The following is a 16283-nucleotide window of genomic DNA, read 5'->3' on the forward strand; positions in this document are numbered from 1 at the left end:
CGGCAGCGACAGCCGTGCATGCCGCTTCGTGCCGCCCGTCTCCTCAGCACCGAGGTTCAGCCGTGACGATGACCGAGAGAACACCGCAGGCAGGCCAGCCACCGAACACTGGCGTGTCGCGATGAGCAACACCAGCGACGAGGAGTTCCACGCCTTCATGACAGGCCGGTGGCCGAGCCTGGTGCGCATGGCGCATCTGCTGACCGGCAGCCACCACGACGCCGAGGACCTGGCGCAGAACGCGCTGGCGCGCGCGTACGTGAAGTGGGACCGTGTACGGCGCAGCGATGACATGGCTGCGTACGTCCGCCAGATCATGATCCACGTGCACGCCGACCGGTTCCGCAGACGGGCCGTACGCGAGTGGTTCACCCCGCGCCTTCCGGAGACCCCGGCGGCTGACACGACCGCCGAGGTCGATCGCCGCAGCGCGCTTATGGATGCGCTCGGACGACTGGCGCCTCGGCAGCGGGCCGCGGTGGTGCTCTGCTACTTCGAGGACATGACTCACGCCGAGACGGCCGCAGCCCTGGGCACCCGGACCAGCACGGTACGCAGTCAGATCACCAGGGGACTGGCGAAACTGCGGGAAGACGGCGTTCTCACCGCCCTGGCAGAGCCGCCCCCGGCCGAGCTCAGACGTCCCATTCCGCAGAGAGGAGCGATCCGGTGAACCAGGACGAAGAACTGAGGGCGGCGCTGAAGCAGGCGGCCGCCGGACTGCCCGTGGGACCGGCCCCCGTGACCACGGTGGTTGGGCTGGGCCGGAGAATGCGCCGACGTCGGGTGGCACTACCCACGGTACTGGCCGCCGCCGTGCTCGTTCCCGCCCTCGCCGTCACCGTCACGTCGCTGGGCTCTTCGGGTTCCGCTACTCCCACGATCCCCGCCGCGTCGGCGTCGGCCACCTCGCAGGCGCGGGTGGTGGCCTCTGGGGAGAAGATCGCGCTGGGTCGATCCCACACCATGCGACTGACGGGGACAGGCGTGTTCCTGTCGAGTTCGCCCCCTTCAGGCACGGCCGACGAGCCCACTCTGAAAGCGGCCGCAGTCCCCGAAGGGGCGGTCGCGGCCATCTCGTACGGGGACACCTCCAGCAGTCTCTGCGTCGGAATCTACCGCGGCCCCGAGACGGGAGTCACCATCACCGCGGCCCTTGGCGGCAGAACGCTGAACACGCAGACCGCCACACTGCCCGGAACCCCCGGGTGGACCGCCTTCTTCACCGACGAGGGCCGGGAAGGCGCCAGGAGCGGGTCAGCCCTCACCGTCACCGTCCGAGCCGCTGACGGCACGATTCTGGCGTCGCAGACCAAGTTGACGGGCAACTGACGTCCCGCAAGCAGATCCGAGGCTCAGCGCAGGCGAGGCGACCCCTGCTGTCCCATCGTCGGGCGGGCGTACCTGCTCCGGGCTACGGCAGTAGGCCGCTTCGAATACCAGAGGAGGACTGGGTCGGCCTGGTCCACCTCCTACCCGCCGCATCCTGAACGGACAGTACTTCGGGCCGGGTGCAGTCAGCCGCGGCACCCGACGTTATGCAGGTGGGCGATGCCGGGCATCGCACGGGGCACACCATCGCCCTTGAGACGGCAGTCGACTGTGGTCCCAACGATCAGGCGTTGGGACCACAGGCTTATTCTCTTGGGTCCGGTGTTCTCCTGGATTCCATTGGTACTCTTGCCGACCCGTGACGTGACGTGAGTTACCTGAATTCGCGGGCAGCGCTCTGCCTGAACGCCGGAAGTGACGCCAGAGCCACAGCCAGCACCTATGGGCTCAATCTCATCCAGGCTGATCCTTTCTCACATTCTTGATGAGAAGGAGGAGCGCCACGTCACCGCAGAGAATCATCCCGAGAAGCGCCCATCCACCCGTCTTCCCTGCAGCGACGGCGAACAAGCTGAAGATAATGGCGATCACGGAGATGGCGCCGAACACCCAGAGGTGGCGATAGGTGTACTGTCTCTGCCTAAGACTCCAGCCGATGCGGGGCATCGAATTCTCCTTCACGGGTTCGTGTGTTTAGCATGCACCTCTCATGGGTGCCCACCGCCATGGCCGCGCAGTAAACGGAAGCCGGCCATCGACCGCGCCCTCGTTCGTGGGACGAGAGGGCGGTCGAGTCATTACTCAGGGCTGCGCCTGCCGGGTGTATGTGAGAGTGAAGTACAGACCCAGCCAAAGGACCACTGCTACTCCGCACAGGATCCGCCCTGCGGGATTCCCCATGCCACCCAAAGCGATCCCGGAGACGAGGAGGAATCCGAAGCGACGGAGGACATCACGCACAGGATGTGGATTTTTTCCTGTTGCTCACCAGGCCGTCCGAGACGTCCCATGATTCAGCCACCATCCTCTCGTGTGCGTGCGGGAATGGGCAACGCCGTGGCCACCCACTCAAACCTCTCTATCCGCCCACCAGGTTCCCAACCGCTGTCCCGGCTCCCCAGGAAGCCGCGTAGCACATGGGTTGCCCGCCCGCCTCTGCAGCGCCCAGGGTGGGAGCAGCAGTTATGCCCAGCACTGCTTCACATCCCCATCCGACTGCTGCACCGGCAGCGAATCCGGCACCATCTCACCAAAGTGCCTGAGTATCCCCCTGCCACGCGTAATAGCCGGCCCGAACCACGTCGCCCACCGGACCCAGCCGGTCGAGAGCCAAAAGCCCACTGGGGTCGGTGTGGTTGATGGGGTCGCCCGCGCCGTAGAGGTAGGTGGTGGTTTCCTGGCCGGAGGGGTCGGGCTGGGTGAAGCGGCCGAGGGTGGGGTCGTAGTAGCGGGCGCCCATTTCGTAGAGGCCGGTGGGGTCGTTGCAGGCGCCGGCGAACCGGTAGGGCTGGGGGACGGTTTCGGTGGGGGTGTAGGTGTGGGTGCGGGTGCCTGCCTGGTCGGCCGCGCCCAAGATGTTGCCGGTGGCGTCGGTGAGGTAGTAGTAGCTCTTCCCGCTGCGCGTCATGGAGTTGAGGGTGCCCCCGGGTTCGCGGACGAATCCCGTATCCATGGATCCGGTGGTGGTGCAGGCTACGATCAGCCCGCCCCGGATGGGCCTGCGGTGCTTGCCGCCGCTCCCCCACCGGATCTGCGCGGCCGAACTCTCCAGCCACTCCAGCGTCTTGTCCTGGGCGACTTCCTGGCACAGCTCCAGCACCCGGCGGTGCTCGTCGTCGCACAGCGCCCACGCGATGTGCGCCGTCGGCGGGGGCCGGAACACCAGGTCCATTGCCGGCCAGGGAATGCGCTTCTTCGCTTTCTCCGTCTCCTCGGAGGCGTTGTGCTCGATGGGTCTGCCCGGCACGGTCGCCCGCCAGGCACGGGCCGGGCTCTCCCTCGCCGCCATGAGCTGGCGCTCAATCCGGTCGGCGTCCGGGTGCCGGCCCTCCCCCAGGAGCAGTCCGGCCTGCCGTTCGCTCACCACGTCCCCGGCCGCCAGGCCGACCGCTGCCGGGCCCCGCCCTTCCCGATGACGGGCGGGACACCGGCTTTGTTCTGGGCGGCACACAGCGACGTCCCCGCCGCGCGATGGCCGTCACCGACCACCACACCACGGAAGAGGTATCGCACCCCATCATCGGGGTGGAGTACCGATTTACTGATCACCGCGCCATGGAACACCGGCCCCGACCTGCACAACAGTGCGATCCGGGGTGCTTCCCGGCGGGCGGAAGGACATCGCCAAGTCTTTTCCGGCCGGTCCGCCGGGCGGGCCGCCCTGGCAGCCCGCGACGGTGACGTCGGCCGTGCGAATACTGCACACCGACGACAGCACCCCACGACAACATCCGGCTCCAGCCGGCTCCCACGCCATCCAGCGTGCACCAGCGCACGACGTCCCCGACCGTCCACCCCCGCTGGGCACCCCACCGAAGCCCTTCAACACGAACAGCCGCCACTGTCCCCGACCGACTCCGGCCGGGGGCTTCGTGCGCTCTACGACAACCACGTCGCCGAGCTCCTCGACCAGGCCCTGTTCCACGTCGAGCATCTGCGCCTTGGCATCCGTGATTCCGCCGCTGCGGCCCCCGCGACCGTCGCCGACTGAGCGGCGCGTCGGCTGCCTGGACAGTCTGGCCGGGCGCTCGGGGTGAGCGACGGTGACGTGCATGGCGGTGGCTTCCTTGATACCGAACAGGCGCATCAGTCTCAGCGGATCGGGCCCTTCGGACTCCGACGGACAGGTACTGGGCAGGGTCACGGAAAACCGCCCGTGCTCGTTTCAACACTTCGCAGAGTCTGCGCAGGGCAACGGCGAGCTTCCTCCGGGACCGCCTGGAATGAGCGTCCACGACAGCCTCGACATGGTGTCTGGTGATCTCCCGGAGCGGGAGCACACCAGCCTCGGCCCATTCCGGGAGCACGGGCTTGAGGCACGTCGGATAGGGGCGGACGTCCTCATAGGCGCGGAGCTCGCCCTCATGACGGCCCTGACCGCGAATTACTTCGGCACCGCACCAGTGGGCGAGGACAGTCAGGGTTCGGATGCCGGTGTTGCGGCTGGGCGACCGCCGCTCGTGCAAGACCTGTTTGAACTCCGCAACCAGCTGTGAGGCCGTTCCCGTCGGCTCCGGATCGGCGGTGTTCCGCCCCCGAAGGTGTCGCAGCAGCCGCGTCCAGTCGCGCTGGATGACAGACAACTGCTCCTGCCCTGCCGCGGCATCCAGGCAAGGCGGCGCCGGCCGGCGGGCCGGTGGCTCGCCCGAGCGCGGCAAGGACCCACGTCGTCGGTGAGGGGCGGGATCGAGGCTCGTGACGAGTGCGGTGAGTTCCCGGAGCGGATCACCGTCGGTGTCTGCGCAGTTCGCGCAGCGGGGCTCGCCGTGACGGTCCCGGCTGACGACGCGGCGCTCTTCACGGCATCCCGCGTAGACGGCGGTCCTGTCGCACTCCCCGCAGCGGGGCAGTGCGACGTTCTGGCGCGCGCCGGCCTCGTTCAGGGCCATCAGCAGTTCCGCGACGCAGCATGGCGCCTGCGGCTGTCCGGTCCGCAACAGTGACGGGCCATCGCGCAGGGTCAGGGCGAGGCTGCGGCGGCCGCCTCGTGCGCGTACGACCGTGAGGACGATGTCGCGGACGTGCTCGGCGGGCAGGTGCTTCTCGACGTTCCCGATCAGCCGCACGACCAGGCCGACCGGATCCGCGATGACCTCCTCGGCCGGACTGTCACCGGTCAACTCCGCCGATGCGGGCCCGCCGGGGCCGCCGGTCGCCGACCCCCTCGGAGACCGGAGCCCCGCCTACGGCGGCCTCACCCACTCGTTGCCCGAGCGCCGACCGCCTCTGACACCCGGCCGACGGCCACACCAGCTGGTGACGGCAACCGCGCTCCCTCCACGACCGGCCTGAGCGCAGGCGTGAACCACCAAGTCCACCGATGTCCCCGACCGCGGGGTCGGGGACATCACGCTTCCCACGTCACACCCGCACCGACGCCACCGGCGCCACCGAACCCACCGCTGAAGCCTCCGTTCCGCTTACCGCACGGTGCGTCGTCCATGACCACCGAGTGTCACAACGTGGTCGAAGCCGTTGACAAATCTTTAATGTGTCAGAAATCTGTCTCGAAGTATTCGCAAAAATTCGACTCGTTCACTTAAAAAGTCACCATCGCTTCTCCAGGGCGCTGGGCTTCGCCTCACCTGCTCCACGCGCCATCACGGTCTCCCGCTCCGGAGGCCGCCGCTCGTCCGGGTCCGTCCGGTCGGGCGGACCATCCCGCCTCTCCCCCCACCCCTCATCGAACAGAGGACAACATGAGACGGAAGTCATCCGCCCGACGGCTGGTCACCGGGCTGCTCGCGGCCTGTCTGATCCCCCTCGGGTTCCTCCCCGCCACAGCTCACGCCGCTGAGCCCCAGGCCGTTGCAGCCGGGCCCAACCTCGCACTGGGCCGCCCGGCCATCGCCAGCGGTGCCAACGGCGAGTACGGCGCGGGCAACATCACCGACGGGAACCAGGGCAGCTACTGGGAGGGGCCCGCCGGCTCCTTCCCGCAGTGGGTCCGTGTCGACCTCGGCGTCAGGGCGTCCGTCGACGAGGTGACCCTCAAGCTGCCCACGACATGGGAGGCGCGCGACGAGACGCTCACTGTGCAGGGCAGCACCGACGGCGGCACCTGGAGCACCCTCTCCGGCTCCGCCGAGCGCACCTTCACTCCCGCCGCCGCCGGCGCCGTGACCCTCGGCTTCAGCCCCGCCGACGTCCGGTACGTCCGGGTGCAGGTCACCGCCAACACCGGCTGGCAGGCCGCCCAGCTCTCGGAGCTGGAGGTCCGCGGTACGGGCGGCGGAAGCGACCCGGGTGACCCCGGCACCCCGCCCACCGGCACCAACCTCGCCAAGGGCAAGCCCGTCGAGGCCGACGGCTACGTCCACACCTTCGTCCCGGCCAACGCCAACGACGGCGACGTGAACACGTACTGGGAGTCCGCCGGACTGCCGGGGCAACTCACCGTGAAGCTCGGCGCCGACGCGGACCTCTCCGCCGTCGTCGTCAAGCTCAACCCCGACGCCTCATGGGGCGCACGGACCCAGGCGATCGAGGTGAGCGGTCGCGGCCAGAGCGCCTCCGCCTTCACCACGCTCAAGGCACGCGCGAACTACGACTTCGGCCCGGCGGGAAACAAGAACACCGTGACCATCCCGGTCGCCGGCCGCGCCGCCGACCTCCGGCTCGCATTCAGCACCAACTCCGGTGCGCCCGGCGGCCAGATCGCCGAAGTCGAGGTCGTCGGCACTGCCGCGCCCAACCCCGATCTCACCCTCACCGACCTGAGCTGGGCGCCCACCTCCCCGTCCGAGAAGGACGCGGTGAGCGTCAAGGCCACCGTCCGTAACGCCGGTACGGCCGTCTCCCCGGCCACCACCGTCGCCGTCAGTCTGGACGGTACGGTCGCGGGCACCGCCGCCGTCGGCGCGCTCGCCGCCGGCGCCTCGGCGACCGCCACGGTGGACACCGGCAAGCACCCGCAGGGCTCCTACGCGGTCTCCGCTGCCGTGGACCCCAACAACACCGTCGTCGAGCAGGACGACAGCAACAACAGCCGGGCGGCCGCCACGCCGCTCGTCGTCACGCAGAGCCCCGGGCCCGACCTGCAGGTCACCGGCATCGCCACCAAACCGGAGAGCCCGGCGAGCGGGGCGAGCGTCAGCTTCACCGTCACCGTGAAGAACCGCGGCACCAGCGCCGTCGCGGCAGGCACCGTCACCCGGCTGACGGCCGGGACGACCACGCTCGACGGCACCACCCCCGCCGTCGCGGCGGGCGCCTCCGTGCAGGTACCGATCTCCGGCACCTGGACGGCGGCCAACGGTGGCGCGACGCTCAGCGCGAGCGCCGACGCGACGAACACCGTCGCCGAGACCGACGAGAACAACAACACCTTCGCCCGCTCGATCGTCGTGGGCCGGGGCGCCGCAGTGCCGTACACCGAGTACGAGGCCGAGAACGGCACGTACACCGGCAAGCTCCTCACGACCGACGCCAAGCGCACCTTCGGCCACACCAACTTCGCCACCGAGTCGAGCGGGCGCAAGTCGGTGCGGCTCGACAACGCCGGTGAGTACGTCGAGTTCACCTCCACCAACCCGACCAACTCGATCGTGGTGCGCAACTCCATCCCGGACGCTGCCGGGGGCGGCGGACAGGCTGCGACGCTCAGCCTCTACGCGGACGGGAAGTTCGTCCGCAAGCTCGACCTCTCCTCGAAGCACTCGTGGCTCTACGGCTCGACCGACGCCCCCGAGGGCCTTACCAACACCCCCGGCGGGGACGCGCGGCGCCTCTTCGACGAGTCGAACGCGCTGCTCGCCCAGACCTATCCGGTGGGCACCAAGTTCCGGTTGCAGCGTGACGCCGGGGACTCCGCGGCCTTCTACGTCGTGGACCTCGTAGACCTGGAGCAGGTCGCTCCGGCGAAGACGAAGCCTTCCGAGTGCACCTCGATCACCGAGTACGGTGCCGTCCCCAATGACGGCATCGACGACACCGACGCCCTTCAGCGAGCCGTGATGGCGGACCAGGCCGGGCAGATCTCCTGCGTCTGGATCCCGGCCGGGCAGTGGCGCCAGGAGCAGAAGATACTCACACCCGATCCGCAGCACCGGGGTCAGTACAACCAGGTCGGCATCAAGAACGTGAAGATCGTCGGCGCAGGGATGTGGCATTCGCAGCTCTACACCCTCACCCAGCCGCAGGACGCCGGTGGCATCAACCACCCGCACGAGGGGAACTTCGGCTTCGACATCGACGACAACACGCAAATCTCCGATCTCGCCATCTTCGGCTCCGGTCGGATCCGCGGCGGCGACGGCAACGCGGAGGGCGGTGTCGGCATCAACGGGCGTCTCGGGAAGAACACCAAGATCTCCAACGTGTGGATCGAGCACGCGAACGTCGGTGTCTGGGTCGGCCGCGACTACTCCAACATCCCCGAGCTGTGGGGGCCGGGCGACGGGCTGGAGTTCAGCGGGATGCGGATCCGCGACACATACGCGGACGGCATCAACTTCACCAACGGCACCCGCAACTCGACCGTCTACAACTCGTCCTTCCGCAACACCGGCGACGACGCGCTCGCCGTCTGGTCGAGCAAGTACGTCAAGGACACCTCGGTCGACGTCGGCTCCGGCAACCACTTTCGCAACAACACGGTGCAGCTGCCCTGGCGGGCCAACGGCATCGCGGTCTACGGCGGCTTCGGGAACACCATCGAGAACAACGTCGTCTCCGACACGATGAACTACCCGGGCATCATGCTCGCCACCGACCACGACCCGATCCCCTTCAGCGGCCAGACGCTCATCGCGGGCAACACGCTGAACCGCACCGGCGGGGCGTTCTGGAACGAGGACCAGGAATTCGGCGCCATCACCCTCTTCGCGCAGGCGACGAGCATCCCCGGCGTCACCATCCGGGACACCGACATTCTCGACTCGACGTATGACGGCATCCAGTTCAAGACGGGGGGCGGTCAGTACACCGGGACGAAGATCTCCAACGTGCGCATCGACAAGTCGAACAACGGCTCGGGCATCCTCGCGATGAGCGGTGCCCGCGGCGACGCGACGCTCTCCGGCGTGACGATCTCGAACTCGCGCGACGGCGACCTTCTCGTCGAGCCGGGCTCGCAGTTCGCCTTCACCGGCAGCCCCGCGAAGGGAGCCGCCAAGCGCTGACCCGACGCCCCCGCGCGGCCCCGCCCGCGTCTCCTCGGAGGGACGCGGGCGGGGCCTTGCGCCGTGGGTGCGCGGTTTGTACCACGAGGAGCGCGCGGCGCCCGGTGCGGCGTTCGAAGCGCCCAGGCGACGAGAGGTGGACCGGGTTCGGACTTTCCGCCGGTCCCGTCCGTCAGGCCGACGGCCAGTGGCGGTCGCGGCCGGCCGTGCCGTGCGAGGCGGCCACGGAGGCTCGGGGGTACGAGGGTACGGGGGTACGGGGGTACGGGGGTACGGGCGAAGGTGGCGCGGTCGACGGCGATGAGCCCGAAGGTGGGCCGGTAGCTGCCCTACTCGTAGCTGGCGAGGGCGCTTCAGTGGAAGTCACCCGACGCGGCAGCCGATTGCCGGAAGAGTGGCGGGAGGCGCGGCCTGTGCCGGCTCCGGGAGGCGCCGCAGTTCTCCGTGCCGCGCGATCCCGGCCGCATTCCGATCCTGGGAGGACCCGTCAGCATCGCCGTAGGGCAAAGCTGAGCTGTCCTCGCACCGTTCGCGCTCAGTGGTGTCGCAGGGCAGCGAGGGTGCTGTTCAGGTCCGTGCGGGCGGTGCGGTTGTAGGGGAGCTTCCCGAGCAGCGCGGCCATGGCGCAACTGTTGGAGAGCGCGGAGTAGACGAGGCCTGCGGCGACGCCGGCGGAGATCAGCTGGAGGGCGGGGTGGATCAGCACGCCCAGGAGCAGCCCGAGCAGGACCAGGGTGCCTGCGGTGAAACGGACCTGGCGGTCCATGGCCCACTTGGCCGCCGTACGGGTTGCCGGGCGGTGCAGTTCCCCGCCTTCCGAGGCCCAGGCGGCGGTTCCGCCTTCGAGGCTGGCCGCGGGAATGCCGTTCGAGGTCAATGTTTTGCCGGCCTTCTGCGAGCGTGCGCCGGAGGCGCAGACCACGAGGAGGTCGCGGCGGTCCGCCGTCTCGCGGAGCGTCGGCAGGGCCTGCGCGAGGTCGTCGAGGGGGATGTTGTGGGCGCCGGGCAGGTGTCCGCCGGCGTATTCGCCGGGGGAACGTACGTCGATGACGACGAGGGTGTGGAGGCGCTCACGGACGGCGTTGGTGGTGACGGTCGAGTTCATGGGTGTGCTGTGTCCTTCGGTCGGGGTGGTGGTCAGATGAGGGTGTCGAGGAGCATGAAGGCGGCCACTGCGAGCAGTACTTAGGCGAAGACGTGCTGCAGGCGGTTGCCGGTGAGCTTCGCGGCGAGGCGTTTGCCGTCCCAGGCGCCGAGTAGCGCGGCTCCGGTGAAGGGGGCGATGACGGCCCAGTCGAGGCCTTCGGCGGTGCCGGTGCGGGTGGCGAGCGCGGCGAGAGAGTTGATGATGATGACCAGGAGGCTGGTGCCGACGGCCGTCTTCATGCGGAGGCCCAGGACGCTGACGAGGGCGGGTACGGCGAGGAAGCCTCCCCCGACACCGAGTACACCGGTGACGGCGCCCAAGCCCGCTCCGGCTCCCGCGGCCTTGCCCGGCCGCACAGGTTGGTCCGGTGCGGGGCGGCTGGGACGGAGCATCCGCCAGGCCGCAAGAGCGGCGACCACCGAGAACGCGATGGTCAGTACGGGGGCCGGAATGCTGTCGGCGGCGAAGCCGCCGAGCATGGCGGGGACGATGCCCGCGGCGGCGAAGAGCAGCCCGGCCCGCCAGCGGACGTTCCCGTCCCGGGCGTGGGCGACCAGGGAGCTGATGGACGTCATGGCGACGATGATCAGGCTGGCGGTGGTGGCGGCGACGGGACTGAAGCCGAGCAAGTAGATCAGTGCCGGCACCGCCAGGACGCTGCCGCCCCCGCCGAGTCCGCCCAGGGCCAGGCCGACCACCGTTCCTGCCACGAGAGCCAGGATGAGCACACTCATATGACGGTTCCCACAGCCCCGGCGGTGTTCTGGACCGGCAGTCCCTGATGGGCCCACGCCTGCATGCCACCGGTGACGTCGACCGCGTCCATGCCCCACTCACGCAGCAGGTGGGCGGCGCGCTGCGAGCGCTGCCCGGAACGGCAGATCAGCACGAGGCGTGTGCCGGCCGGTGTGCCGGACACTTTCGCTCCGGCTGTCAGCCGGGACAGCGGCAGGTGCCGGGCGCCAGGGATGTGCCCGGCGTCCCACTCGTCGGTCTCGCGCACGTCCAGCAGGACTGCGGTGGACTCCTGGTGCAGGTGATGGGCCTCCGCGACGCCGAGGCGACCGGGACGGAAGATGGCCATGCTGGGGCTCCTCTCGGGGCCGGTGGGGGTTCAGGCAGCGGTGCGGACGGTGAGGCCGGCGGCCTCGGCCCGGTCGAAGCCGTCGTCGACAGCGACGACGTCGCGCCCGGCCGCGTCCAGCACCGAGGCCGCGATCGCGGCGCGCATGCCGCCGGCGCAGTGCACCCACACCTGGCCCGCGGGCACCTCGTCGACCCGCTTGTGCAACTCGTGCACGGGAATGTGGGCGGATCCCTCGATGTACCCACCGGCACGCTCGGAGTCGCGGCGTACGTCCAGGACGACCGGCAGTTCCTGCGCGTCCGACAGTTCGGCTGCCAGGTCGGAGAAGACCGCACGGCGGAACGAGGCCGGGGTGTCGCCGGGGCGCAGCCAGTCGGACGGGTCACCGGTCGCGGCTGCCGCGGGGCGGTCGATCCCGACCCGGACCAGTTCGCGCTGGGCGGCGGCGAGTTCCTGAGGTGTCTCGGCGAGCAGGGTGACGGGCTTGCCCCACGGAATCATCCACGCCAGGTACGTGGCGATCTTGCCGTCGGCCTCGAAGTTGAACGAGCCGGCGACGTGGCCCTGGGCGAAGGCGACACGGTTGCGCAGGTCCACGACCCACTCACCGGCCGCGAGCCGGGTGGCGATCTCCTCCGCGTCCGCGAGCCGGGGGGCGGTCAGATCGACGGGGGCCGGTCCGGCGGAGTTGGCCGGGCCCATGTGGGCGTAGTAGGCGGGAACGTCTTCCAGGCCGGCGAGCAGGTCGGCGACGAAGGAGTCGACGTCCTGGGCCAGCGCGGAGTTCACCGTCTTCTCCCGGCCGATGGTGCTCGCGTCGCCCTCGGCCTGCCCGGAGGAACAGAAGCTGCCGAACCCGTGGGTGGGCAGGACGGAGGTGCTATCGGGTAGCTCGGTCGCGAGCCGGTGCGCTGAGGCGTGCTGGGCCCTGGCGAGGTGTTCGGTGAGACGCGGTTCGACCAGGTCGGGGCGGCCCACGGTGCCGATGAGCAGGGAACCGCCGGTGAACGCGGCGACCGGGGTCCCGCCCTCCTCCAGGACGTAGGCGGTGTGGTGCGGCGTGTGACCGGGGGTGGCCAGGGCCCGTACGGACAGTTCCTGGTCTATCTCGATCATGTCGCCGTCGCTGACCGGGGTGCGGGCGAAGGAGACCTGTGCGGCGGCCGGCACGAGGTAGGCGGCGCCGGTCACCCGGGCCAGTTCGAGGCCGCCCGTCACGTAGTCGTTGTGGATGTGCGTCTCCAACACGTGTGTGATGCGCACTCCGCGGCGTGCGGCTGCTGCGATCACCTCGTCGATGTCGCGCGGCGGGTCGACCGCCACTGCGTTGTGGGCGCCTCCGGCCAGGTAGTGCCGGTTTCCCAGACCTTCGATCTCGATGGTGTCGACGAAGAACATGTACGGCTCACTTTCTGTCGAATACCCCCCTGGGTATTAAATTCACCATAACAGAGTACCCCCAGGGGTATAGTGGGACCGTAATCATCCGATTCACCCCGGACCGGGAAGGAAGATCATGGGATACGACAGGGCCATCCGCGTCCGCGCGGACTTCAGCCGCACCGTGGCCGCCGCCAAGCACTCCCTTGCCGCACACGGTTTCGGAGTGCTCACCGAGATCGACATGACCGCGACCCTCCAGGCCAAGCTCGGCCTGGAGATGGAGGACTACGTCATCCTGGGCGCCTGCAATCCGCAGCTGGCGGAGCGGGCCCTCGACACCGACCGGAGCATCGGGCTCCTGCTGCCGTGCAACGTGGTCATCCGGACCGAGGAAGCGCAGACAGTGGTGCAGGTGCTGGATCCGACCACCATGGTCACTCTGACCGGCCTGGACACCATGGCCCCGGTCGCGAACGAGGCAACCCGCAGACTGGACAGCATGCTCGCCCAACTCGACAAGGAGCTCAACGGATGAACTCCACCCAGCCGAACCCGGCCCCGGAAGCCACCGGGGCCGCCACCGACGAGGGCGAAGCCTCCGCTCGGGCGGTACTCAATCGCCTGCGCCGCGCACAGGGGCAGCTGGCGGGAGTGATCACCATGGTCGAGGACGGCCGCGACTGCCGGGACGTGGTGACCCAACTCGCTGCGGTCAGCCGCGCACTGGACCGCGCCGGCTTCAAAATCATCGCCGGCCGCATGCGCGAATGCGTCACCGCCGCAGAGGACGGCGGCTCACCCGCCATGAACGAGGCAGAGCTGGAGAAACTCTTCCTCACTCTGGCCTGATCATCTCCGCACAGCCCCAAGAACAGCGACCGGGCCCGCACAGCTCTCACACGTTCCGGCGAACCAGTGCCGGGCAGGGGTCTGTCAGAAGAACGGTTCAACCGGCGTGGCTGAGGGTGTCGGGCGGGCTGCGAAGAGTCGGCCGTCGAAGGTGATGTCGAAGGCGTTCAGGGCGGTCTTCGCGCGCATGGTCCAGCGGGCCAGGCGCAGGCGGCCGGTCTCGGTCAGGGGTGCATCACGGTGGACCACGAGGGCCTTTCCGGTCGGTGCAGACGTCGCAATCCACACCGAACCCGGAAGGCCCTCACCCGTTCAAGAACCCACAGCCGAGACCTGCATCACCCGTCCACGACCTCCCGCGACATAACACCTAGCCCTGAGCCCGAGCTCAGGCGGCGGTGAAGCCGCGTTACGTCAACGCGGCCTCGGCGACGGCGCTGTCCTGGTCGGCCGAGCCGCCCGAGAGGCCGAACCCGCCGATGACAACACCGTCCTCGACGATCGGGTAGCCGCCGCCGACGGCGATCAGCCGCGGGATGTGCGCGAGCTGGGCGTGTGCCGGGTCCTGGATGACCTGCGCCCAGACATGGGTCGGCAGGCGGTAGGCCGCGGCGGTCCAGGCCTTGTCGACCGCAACGGTGTGGCCAAGGAATGGCGCGCCGTCCATGGCCTCGAAGGCACGCAAGTGACCGGCGGCGTCGGTCACCGCGATCGCCAGGGGCACGCCCTGCTCGACGGCGGCCTCGCGGGCGGCGCCGATGAGACGGGAGGCCCCCTCAAGGCCCGGTAATCAAGATCAGTGGCGTCCACAGCCAAGCACCATAGCGCTCACCCCGAACGCCAGACCGGCTCCACCAACAGCTTCGAGGCCCGCCCCTGGGCGCCGGGGATCTCGCTGAGGCGTTCCGTCGCGCACCGCGACGGGAACGAGGTACGTGACGTCGGTTGCCTTGACTCGGTGCCTCCCTGTGGTGATCGCCATCCGCTGGGGCGGCGGAGCCCTGTCACCAGCAGCCCGACACCCAACCTGCCAAGGGTCCGCGCTCGTGCCGGCCGCACTGCTAGCGGTCTCCGTCGGCTCATTGCCCGACCGGAACGCCCCTGCACCACTCCCTGGAAGGACTTCGCCCCATGACCCCTGACCTCCATGAAGCGACGAACCATCTGCGTGCCCGCATGGTCGACCGGCTCACAGCGAGCGGCGTCCTGACCGACTCGCTGCTGCACGAAGCACTGCTGCGTCTGCCGCGCGAAGTCCTGCTCCGCACGCGTACCTCCGGGTCAGCGGCCCGGGCGCGGACCCCATCGACTGGCGCCTCCTTCACGGCTCCCACCCGGGCGACCGTCAGGAGTGGCTCGACCTGATCCACAGCGACGAGTCGATCCTGCTCCAGCGTGACGGAGAACAGAACCCCTGAACGAGCTTGTCCGCGGGCCGGTCACCGGCGGCCACATGACGTCCATGTCCACCTACACCCCCGCCACCATCGAAGCCCTCCAGGCCCTGGGACTCGGCCCCGGTCAGCGGTATCTGGAGCTCGGACCGGGCCCCGGCGTCTCCCTGGCGCTCGCCGCCGCCATCACCGGTCCCGAACTCGCCACCGGCGTGGAATGCGACGGACACATGGCCGCCTTCACCCAGCGAAACCTGGACCGCCTCGGGGTCGGTGCGACCGTTGTCGCAGGCGACGCGCTCGAAGGACACGAGCCGCAGGCACCGTACGAGCGGATCCATTCCGGGATCGGTGTCCCGTGCGTTCCGCTGCCGTGGGTGGATCAACTCGCGCCGGGCGGCCGGCTGCTCACGACACTCGTGACCCGCACCCCCAGCTGGCCCGGACATCTCCTCGTCACCCGCGCCCCCCAAGGCGCCGTCGAGGCGGTCCTGCGGGGCCGGCCGCGGGGGTACCGGCCCTTGCACGGCTATCGGTGGCTCAGCGCCCTGGAGCACCGCGCTCGCATCAAGGCTGATCCGGGCCGGGCGCGGCGGACCCGGCTCGTGCCGCCACCGGACGACTCCTACGGATTCTGGCTCGCCGCCGCATACCTGGTGCCCGGCACAGTGCGGGATTTCCAAGCCGAGACGATGACGGTCGTCGCCCCCGAGGACGCCTCATGGGCCGTGGCCGGCCCGGCCGACGGCACCGTCCGCGTCCATGGACCGCGTGACCTCTGGGCCGAGCTCGAAGACGTGCACGCACGCTGGGAGCAGGCCGGAAGGCCCGAGCAGTACCGAGTCGACCTCCACGACCCCGCTGGGGCTCAGCACGTCACCTCCGGCGCGGAGCCAACGGTCCTGCACTGGACGCTGCCTTCGCTCTCGGCCGTCGTGCGGCAGGCGCCGTGAGCACCGGCACGGCTAGCGGCGTTTCCTGGCGGGGTGGGTTCAAAGCCCCTTCTATCCGCGGAGGTGTCCGACCGGGGGGAAGTGTCCGCGGGAGAAGCGGAGAGAGAAGTACTACGTCCTCGTCGCGGATAGAGAGGAGGACGGGGATCCCATCGCTGGAGGTCATGGTTCTTGATGGAATCCCCGACCAATTTCTCCGGGTGCCCCGCATCGCGTTTCCCATGCCCCTGCCTGCGTTTGATTTGGACAGCAGGCATGCGACTGACGTGCGGGTGGCCCGCGACGAATCGTCGCGGG

Annotated in this window: 14 protein-coding genes and 3 pseudogenes; 9 read left to right on the forward strand and 8 right to left on the reverse strand. The window is 69.5% G+C overall.

The window, feature by feature from the left end; translation table 11 throughout:
• Positions 1-121: 121 nt before the first annotated feature.
• Positions 122-673 carry a SigE family RNA polymerase sigma factor gene (locus ACN6LM_RS34445; RefSeq protein WP_445069316.1) on the forward strand — a complete coding sequence of 184 codons (552 nt, stop codon included), beginning with the start codon at positions 122-124 and terminating at the stop codon, positions 671-673.
• Positions 670-1332 (forward strand): hypothetical protein, encoded by a 663-nt coding sequence (locus ACN6LM_RS34450; protein ID WP_445069317.1) that lies wholly within the window; start codon positions 670-672, stop codon positions 1330-1332. Before ACN6LM_RS34445 ends, ACN6LM_RS34450 begins: the two co-directional genes overlap by 4 nt.
• A 453-nt stretch (positions 1333-1785) precedes the next feature.
• Here ACN6LM_RS34450 and ACN6LM_RS34455 read toward each other — a convergent pair whose 3' ends face one another.
• Positions 1786-1998: a hypothetical protein gene (locus tag ACN6LM_RS34455; protein WP_445069318.1), complete on the reverse strand. Its 213-nt coding sequence runs from the start codon at positions 1996-1998 to the stop codon at positions 1786-1788.
• Between the two features lie 580 nt (positions 1999-2578).
• A pseudogene (locus ACN6LM_RS34460) lies at positions 2579-3540 on the reverse strand (RHS repeat-associated core domain-containing protein).
• 385 nt (positions 3541-3925) lie between these two features.
• Between ACN6LM_RS34460 and ACN6LM_RS34465 the strand changes: the two are divergent.
• From ACN6LM_RS34465 to ACN6LM_RS34475, 3 genes and pseudogenes are all read left to right on the forward strand, one after another.
• A pseudogene (locus ACN6LM_RS34465) lies at positions 3926-4042 on the forward strand (transcriptional regulator); the annotation flags it as partial.
• 232 nt (positions 4043-4274) lie between these two features.
• Positions 4275-4547: a hypothetical protein gene (locus tag ACN6LM_RS34470; protein WP_445069319.1), complete on the forward strand. Its 273-nt coding sequence runs from the start codon at positions 4275-4277 to the stop codon at positions 4545-4547.
• A 1203-nt stretch (positions 4548-5750) separates the two neighbouring features.
• A complete protein-coding gene (locus ACN6LM_RS34475) occupies positions 5751-9173 on the forward strand; it encodes a CARDB domain-containing protein (protein ID WP_445069320.1) in 3423 nt (1140 codons plus the stop codon).
• Positions 9174-9708: 535 nt separating this feature from the next.
• On the opposite strand, the gene ACN6LM_RS34480 is transcribed toward ACN6LM_RS34475, so the two are convergent.
• From ACN6LM_RS34480 to ACN6LM_RS34495, 4 genes are all read right to left on the reverse strand, one after another.
• Positions 9709-10278, reverse strand: a complete 570-nt coding sequence (locus ACN6LM_RS34480) for a rhodanese-like domain-containing protein (RefSeq protein ID WP_445069321.1) — start codon at positions 10276-10278, stop codon at positions 9709-9711.
• Positions 10279-10358: 80 nt separating this feature from the next.
• On the reverse strand, positions 10359-11054 hold the full coding sequence (locus tag ACN6LM_RS34485) for a sulfite exporter TauE/SafE family protein (protein ID WP_445069322.1): 696 nt from the start codon (positions 11052-11054) through the stop codon (positions 10359-10361).
• Positions 11051-11404 carry a rhodanese-like domain-containing protein gene (locus tag ACN6LM_RS34490; protein ID WP_445069323.1) on the reverse strand — a complete coding sequence of 118 codons (354 nt, stop codon included), beginning with the start codon at positions 11402-11404 and terminating at the stop codon, positions 11051-11053. The genes ACN6LM_RS34485 and ACN6LM_RS34490 overlap by 4 nt, the downstream gene beginning before the upstream one ends.
• A 30-nt stretch (positions 11405-11434) precedes the next feature.
• Positions 11435-12805, reverse strand: a complete 1371-nt coding sequence (locus tag ACN6LM_RS34495; protein WP_445069324.1) for an MBL fold metallo-hydrolase — start codon at positions 12803-12805, stop codon at positions 11435-11437.
• Between the two features lie 118 nt (positions 12806-12923).
• Here ACN6LM_RS34495 and ACN6LM_RS34500 point away from each other — a divergent pair, with 118 nt between their 5' ends.
• Both ACN6LM_RS34500 and ACN6LM_RS34505 read left to right on the forward strand, forming a co-directional pair.
• Entirely contained in the window at positions 12924-13325 is a 402-nt protein-coding gene (locus ACN6LM_RS34500) for a DUF302 domain-containing protein (RefSeq protein WP_445069325.1), read from the forward strand.
• Positions 13322-13639 (forward strand): metal-sensitive transcriptional regulator, encoded by a 318-nt coding sequence (locus ACN6LM_RS34505; protein WP_445069326.1) that lies wholly within the window; start codon positions 13322-13324, stop codon positions 13637-13639. Before ACN6LM_RS34500 ends, ACN6LM_RS34505 begins: the two co-directional genes overlap by 4 nt.
• An 84-nt stretch (positions 13640-13723) precedes the next feature.
• Here ACN6LM_RS34505 and ACN6LM_RS34510 read toward each other — a convergent pair whose 3' ends face one another.
• Complete coding sequence (locus tag ACN6LM_RS34510) at positions 13724-13888, reverse strand: hypothetical protein (RefSeq protein WP_445069329.1); 165 nt, start codon at positions 13886-13888, stop codon at positions 13724-13726.
• A 160-nt stretch (positions 13889-14048) separates the two neighbouring features.
• A pseudogene (locus tag ACN6LM_RS34515) lies at positions 14049-14408 on the reverse strand (GlcG/HbpS family heme-binding protein); the annotation flags it as partial.
• Between the two features lie 362 nt (positions 14409-14770).
• On the opposite strand from ACN6LM_RS34515, the gene ACN6LM_RS34520 reads away from it, so the two are divergent.
• Entirely contained in the window at positions 14771-15004 is a 234-nt protein-coding gene (locus ACN6LM_RS34520) for a hypothetical protein (protein ID WP_445069327.1), read from the forward strand.
• 97 nt (positions 15005-15101) lie between these two features.
• On the forward strand, positions 15102-15986 hold the full coding sequence (locus ACN6LM_RS34525; RefSeq protein WP_445069328.1) for a methyltransferase: 885 nt from the start codon (positions 15102-15104) through the stop codon (positions 15984-15986).
• Positions 15987-16283 lie beyond the last annotated feature (297 nt).

The sequence above is a fragment of the Streptomyces sp. SAS_281 genome, from assembly GCF_052542855.1.

Coding starts and splice junctions, on each gene's coding strand:
- ACN6LM_RS34480 (WP_445069321.1), bottom strand. CDS start 10,278: ATGAACTCGACCGTCACCACCAACGCCGTCCGTGAGCGCCTCCACACC.
- ACN6LM_RS34505 (WP_445069326.1), top strand. CDS start 13,322: ATGAACTCCACCCAGCCGAACCCGGCCCCGGAAGCCACCGGGGCCGCC.
- ACN6LM_RS34495 (WP_445069324.1), bottom strand. CDS start 12,805: ATGTTCTTCGTCGACACCATCGAGATCGAAGGTCTGGGAAACCGGCAC.
- ACN6LM_RS34520 (WP_445069327.1), top strand. CDS start 14,771: ATGACCCCTGACCTCCATGAAGCGACGAACCATCTGCGTGCCCGCATG.
- ACN6LM_RS34475 (WP_445069320.1), top strand. CDS start 5,751: ATGAGACGGAAGTCATCCGCCCGACGGCTGGTCACCGGGCTGCTCGCG.
- ACN6LM_RS34455 (WP_445069318.1), bottom strand. CDS start 1,998: ATGCCCCGCATCGGCTGGAGTCTTAGGCAGAGACAGTACACCTATCGC.
- ACN6LM_RS34525 (WP_445069328.1), top strand. CDS start 15,102: ATGTCCACCTACACCCCCGCCACCATCGAAGCCCTCCAGGCCCTGGGA.
- ACN6LM_RS34485 (WP_445069322.1), bottom strand. CDS start 11,054: ATGAGTGTGCTCATCCTGGCTCTCGTGGCAGGAACGGTGGTCGGCCTG.
- ACN6LM_RS34445 (WP_445069316.1), top strand. CDS start 122: ATGAGCAACACCAGCGACGAGGAGTTCCACGCCTTCATGACAGGCCGG.
- ACN6LM_RS34500 (WP_445069325.1), top strand. CDS start 12,924: ATGGGATACGACAGGGCCATCCGCGTCCGCGCGGACTTCAGCCGCACC.
- ACN6LM_RS34490 (WP_445069323.1), bottom strand. CDS start 11,404: ATGGCCATCTTCCGTCCCGGTCGCCTCGGCGTCGCGGAGGCCCATCAC.
- ACN6LM_RS34470 (WP_445069319.1), top strand. CDS start 4,275: ATGAGCGTCCACGACAGCCTCGACATGGTGTCTGGTGATCTCCCGGAG.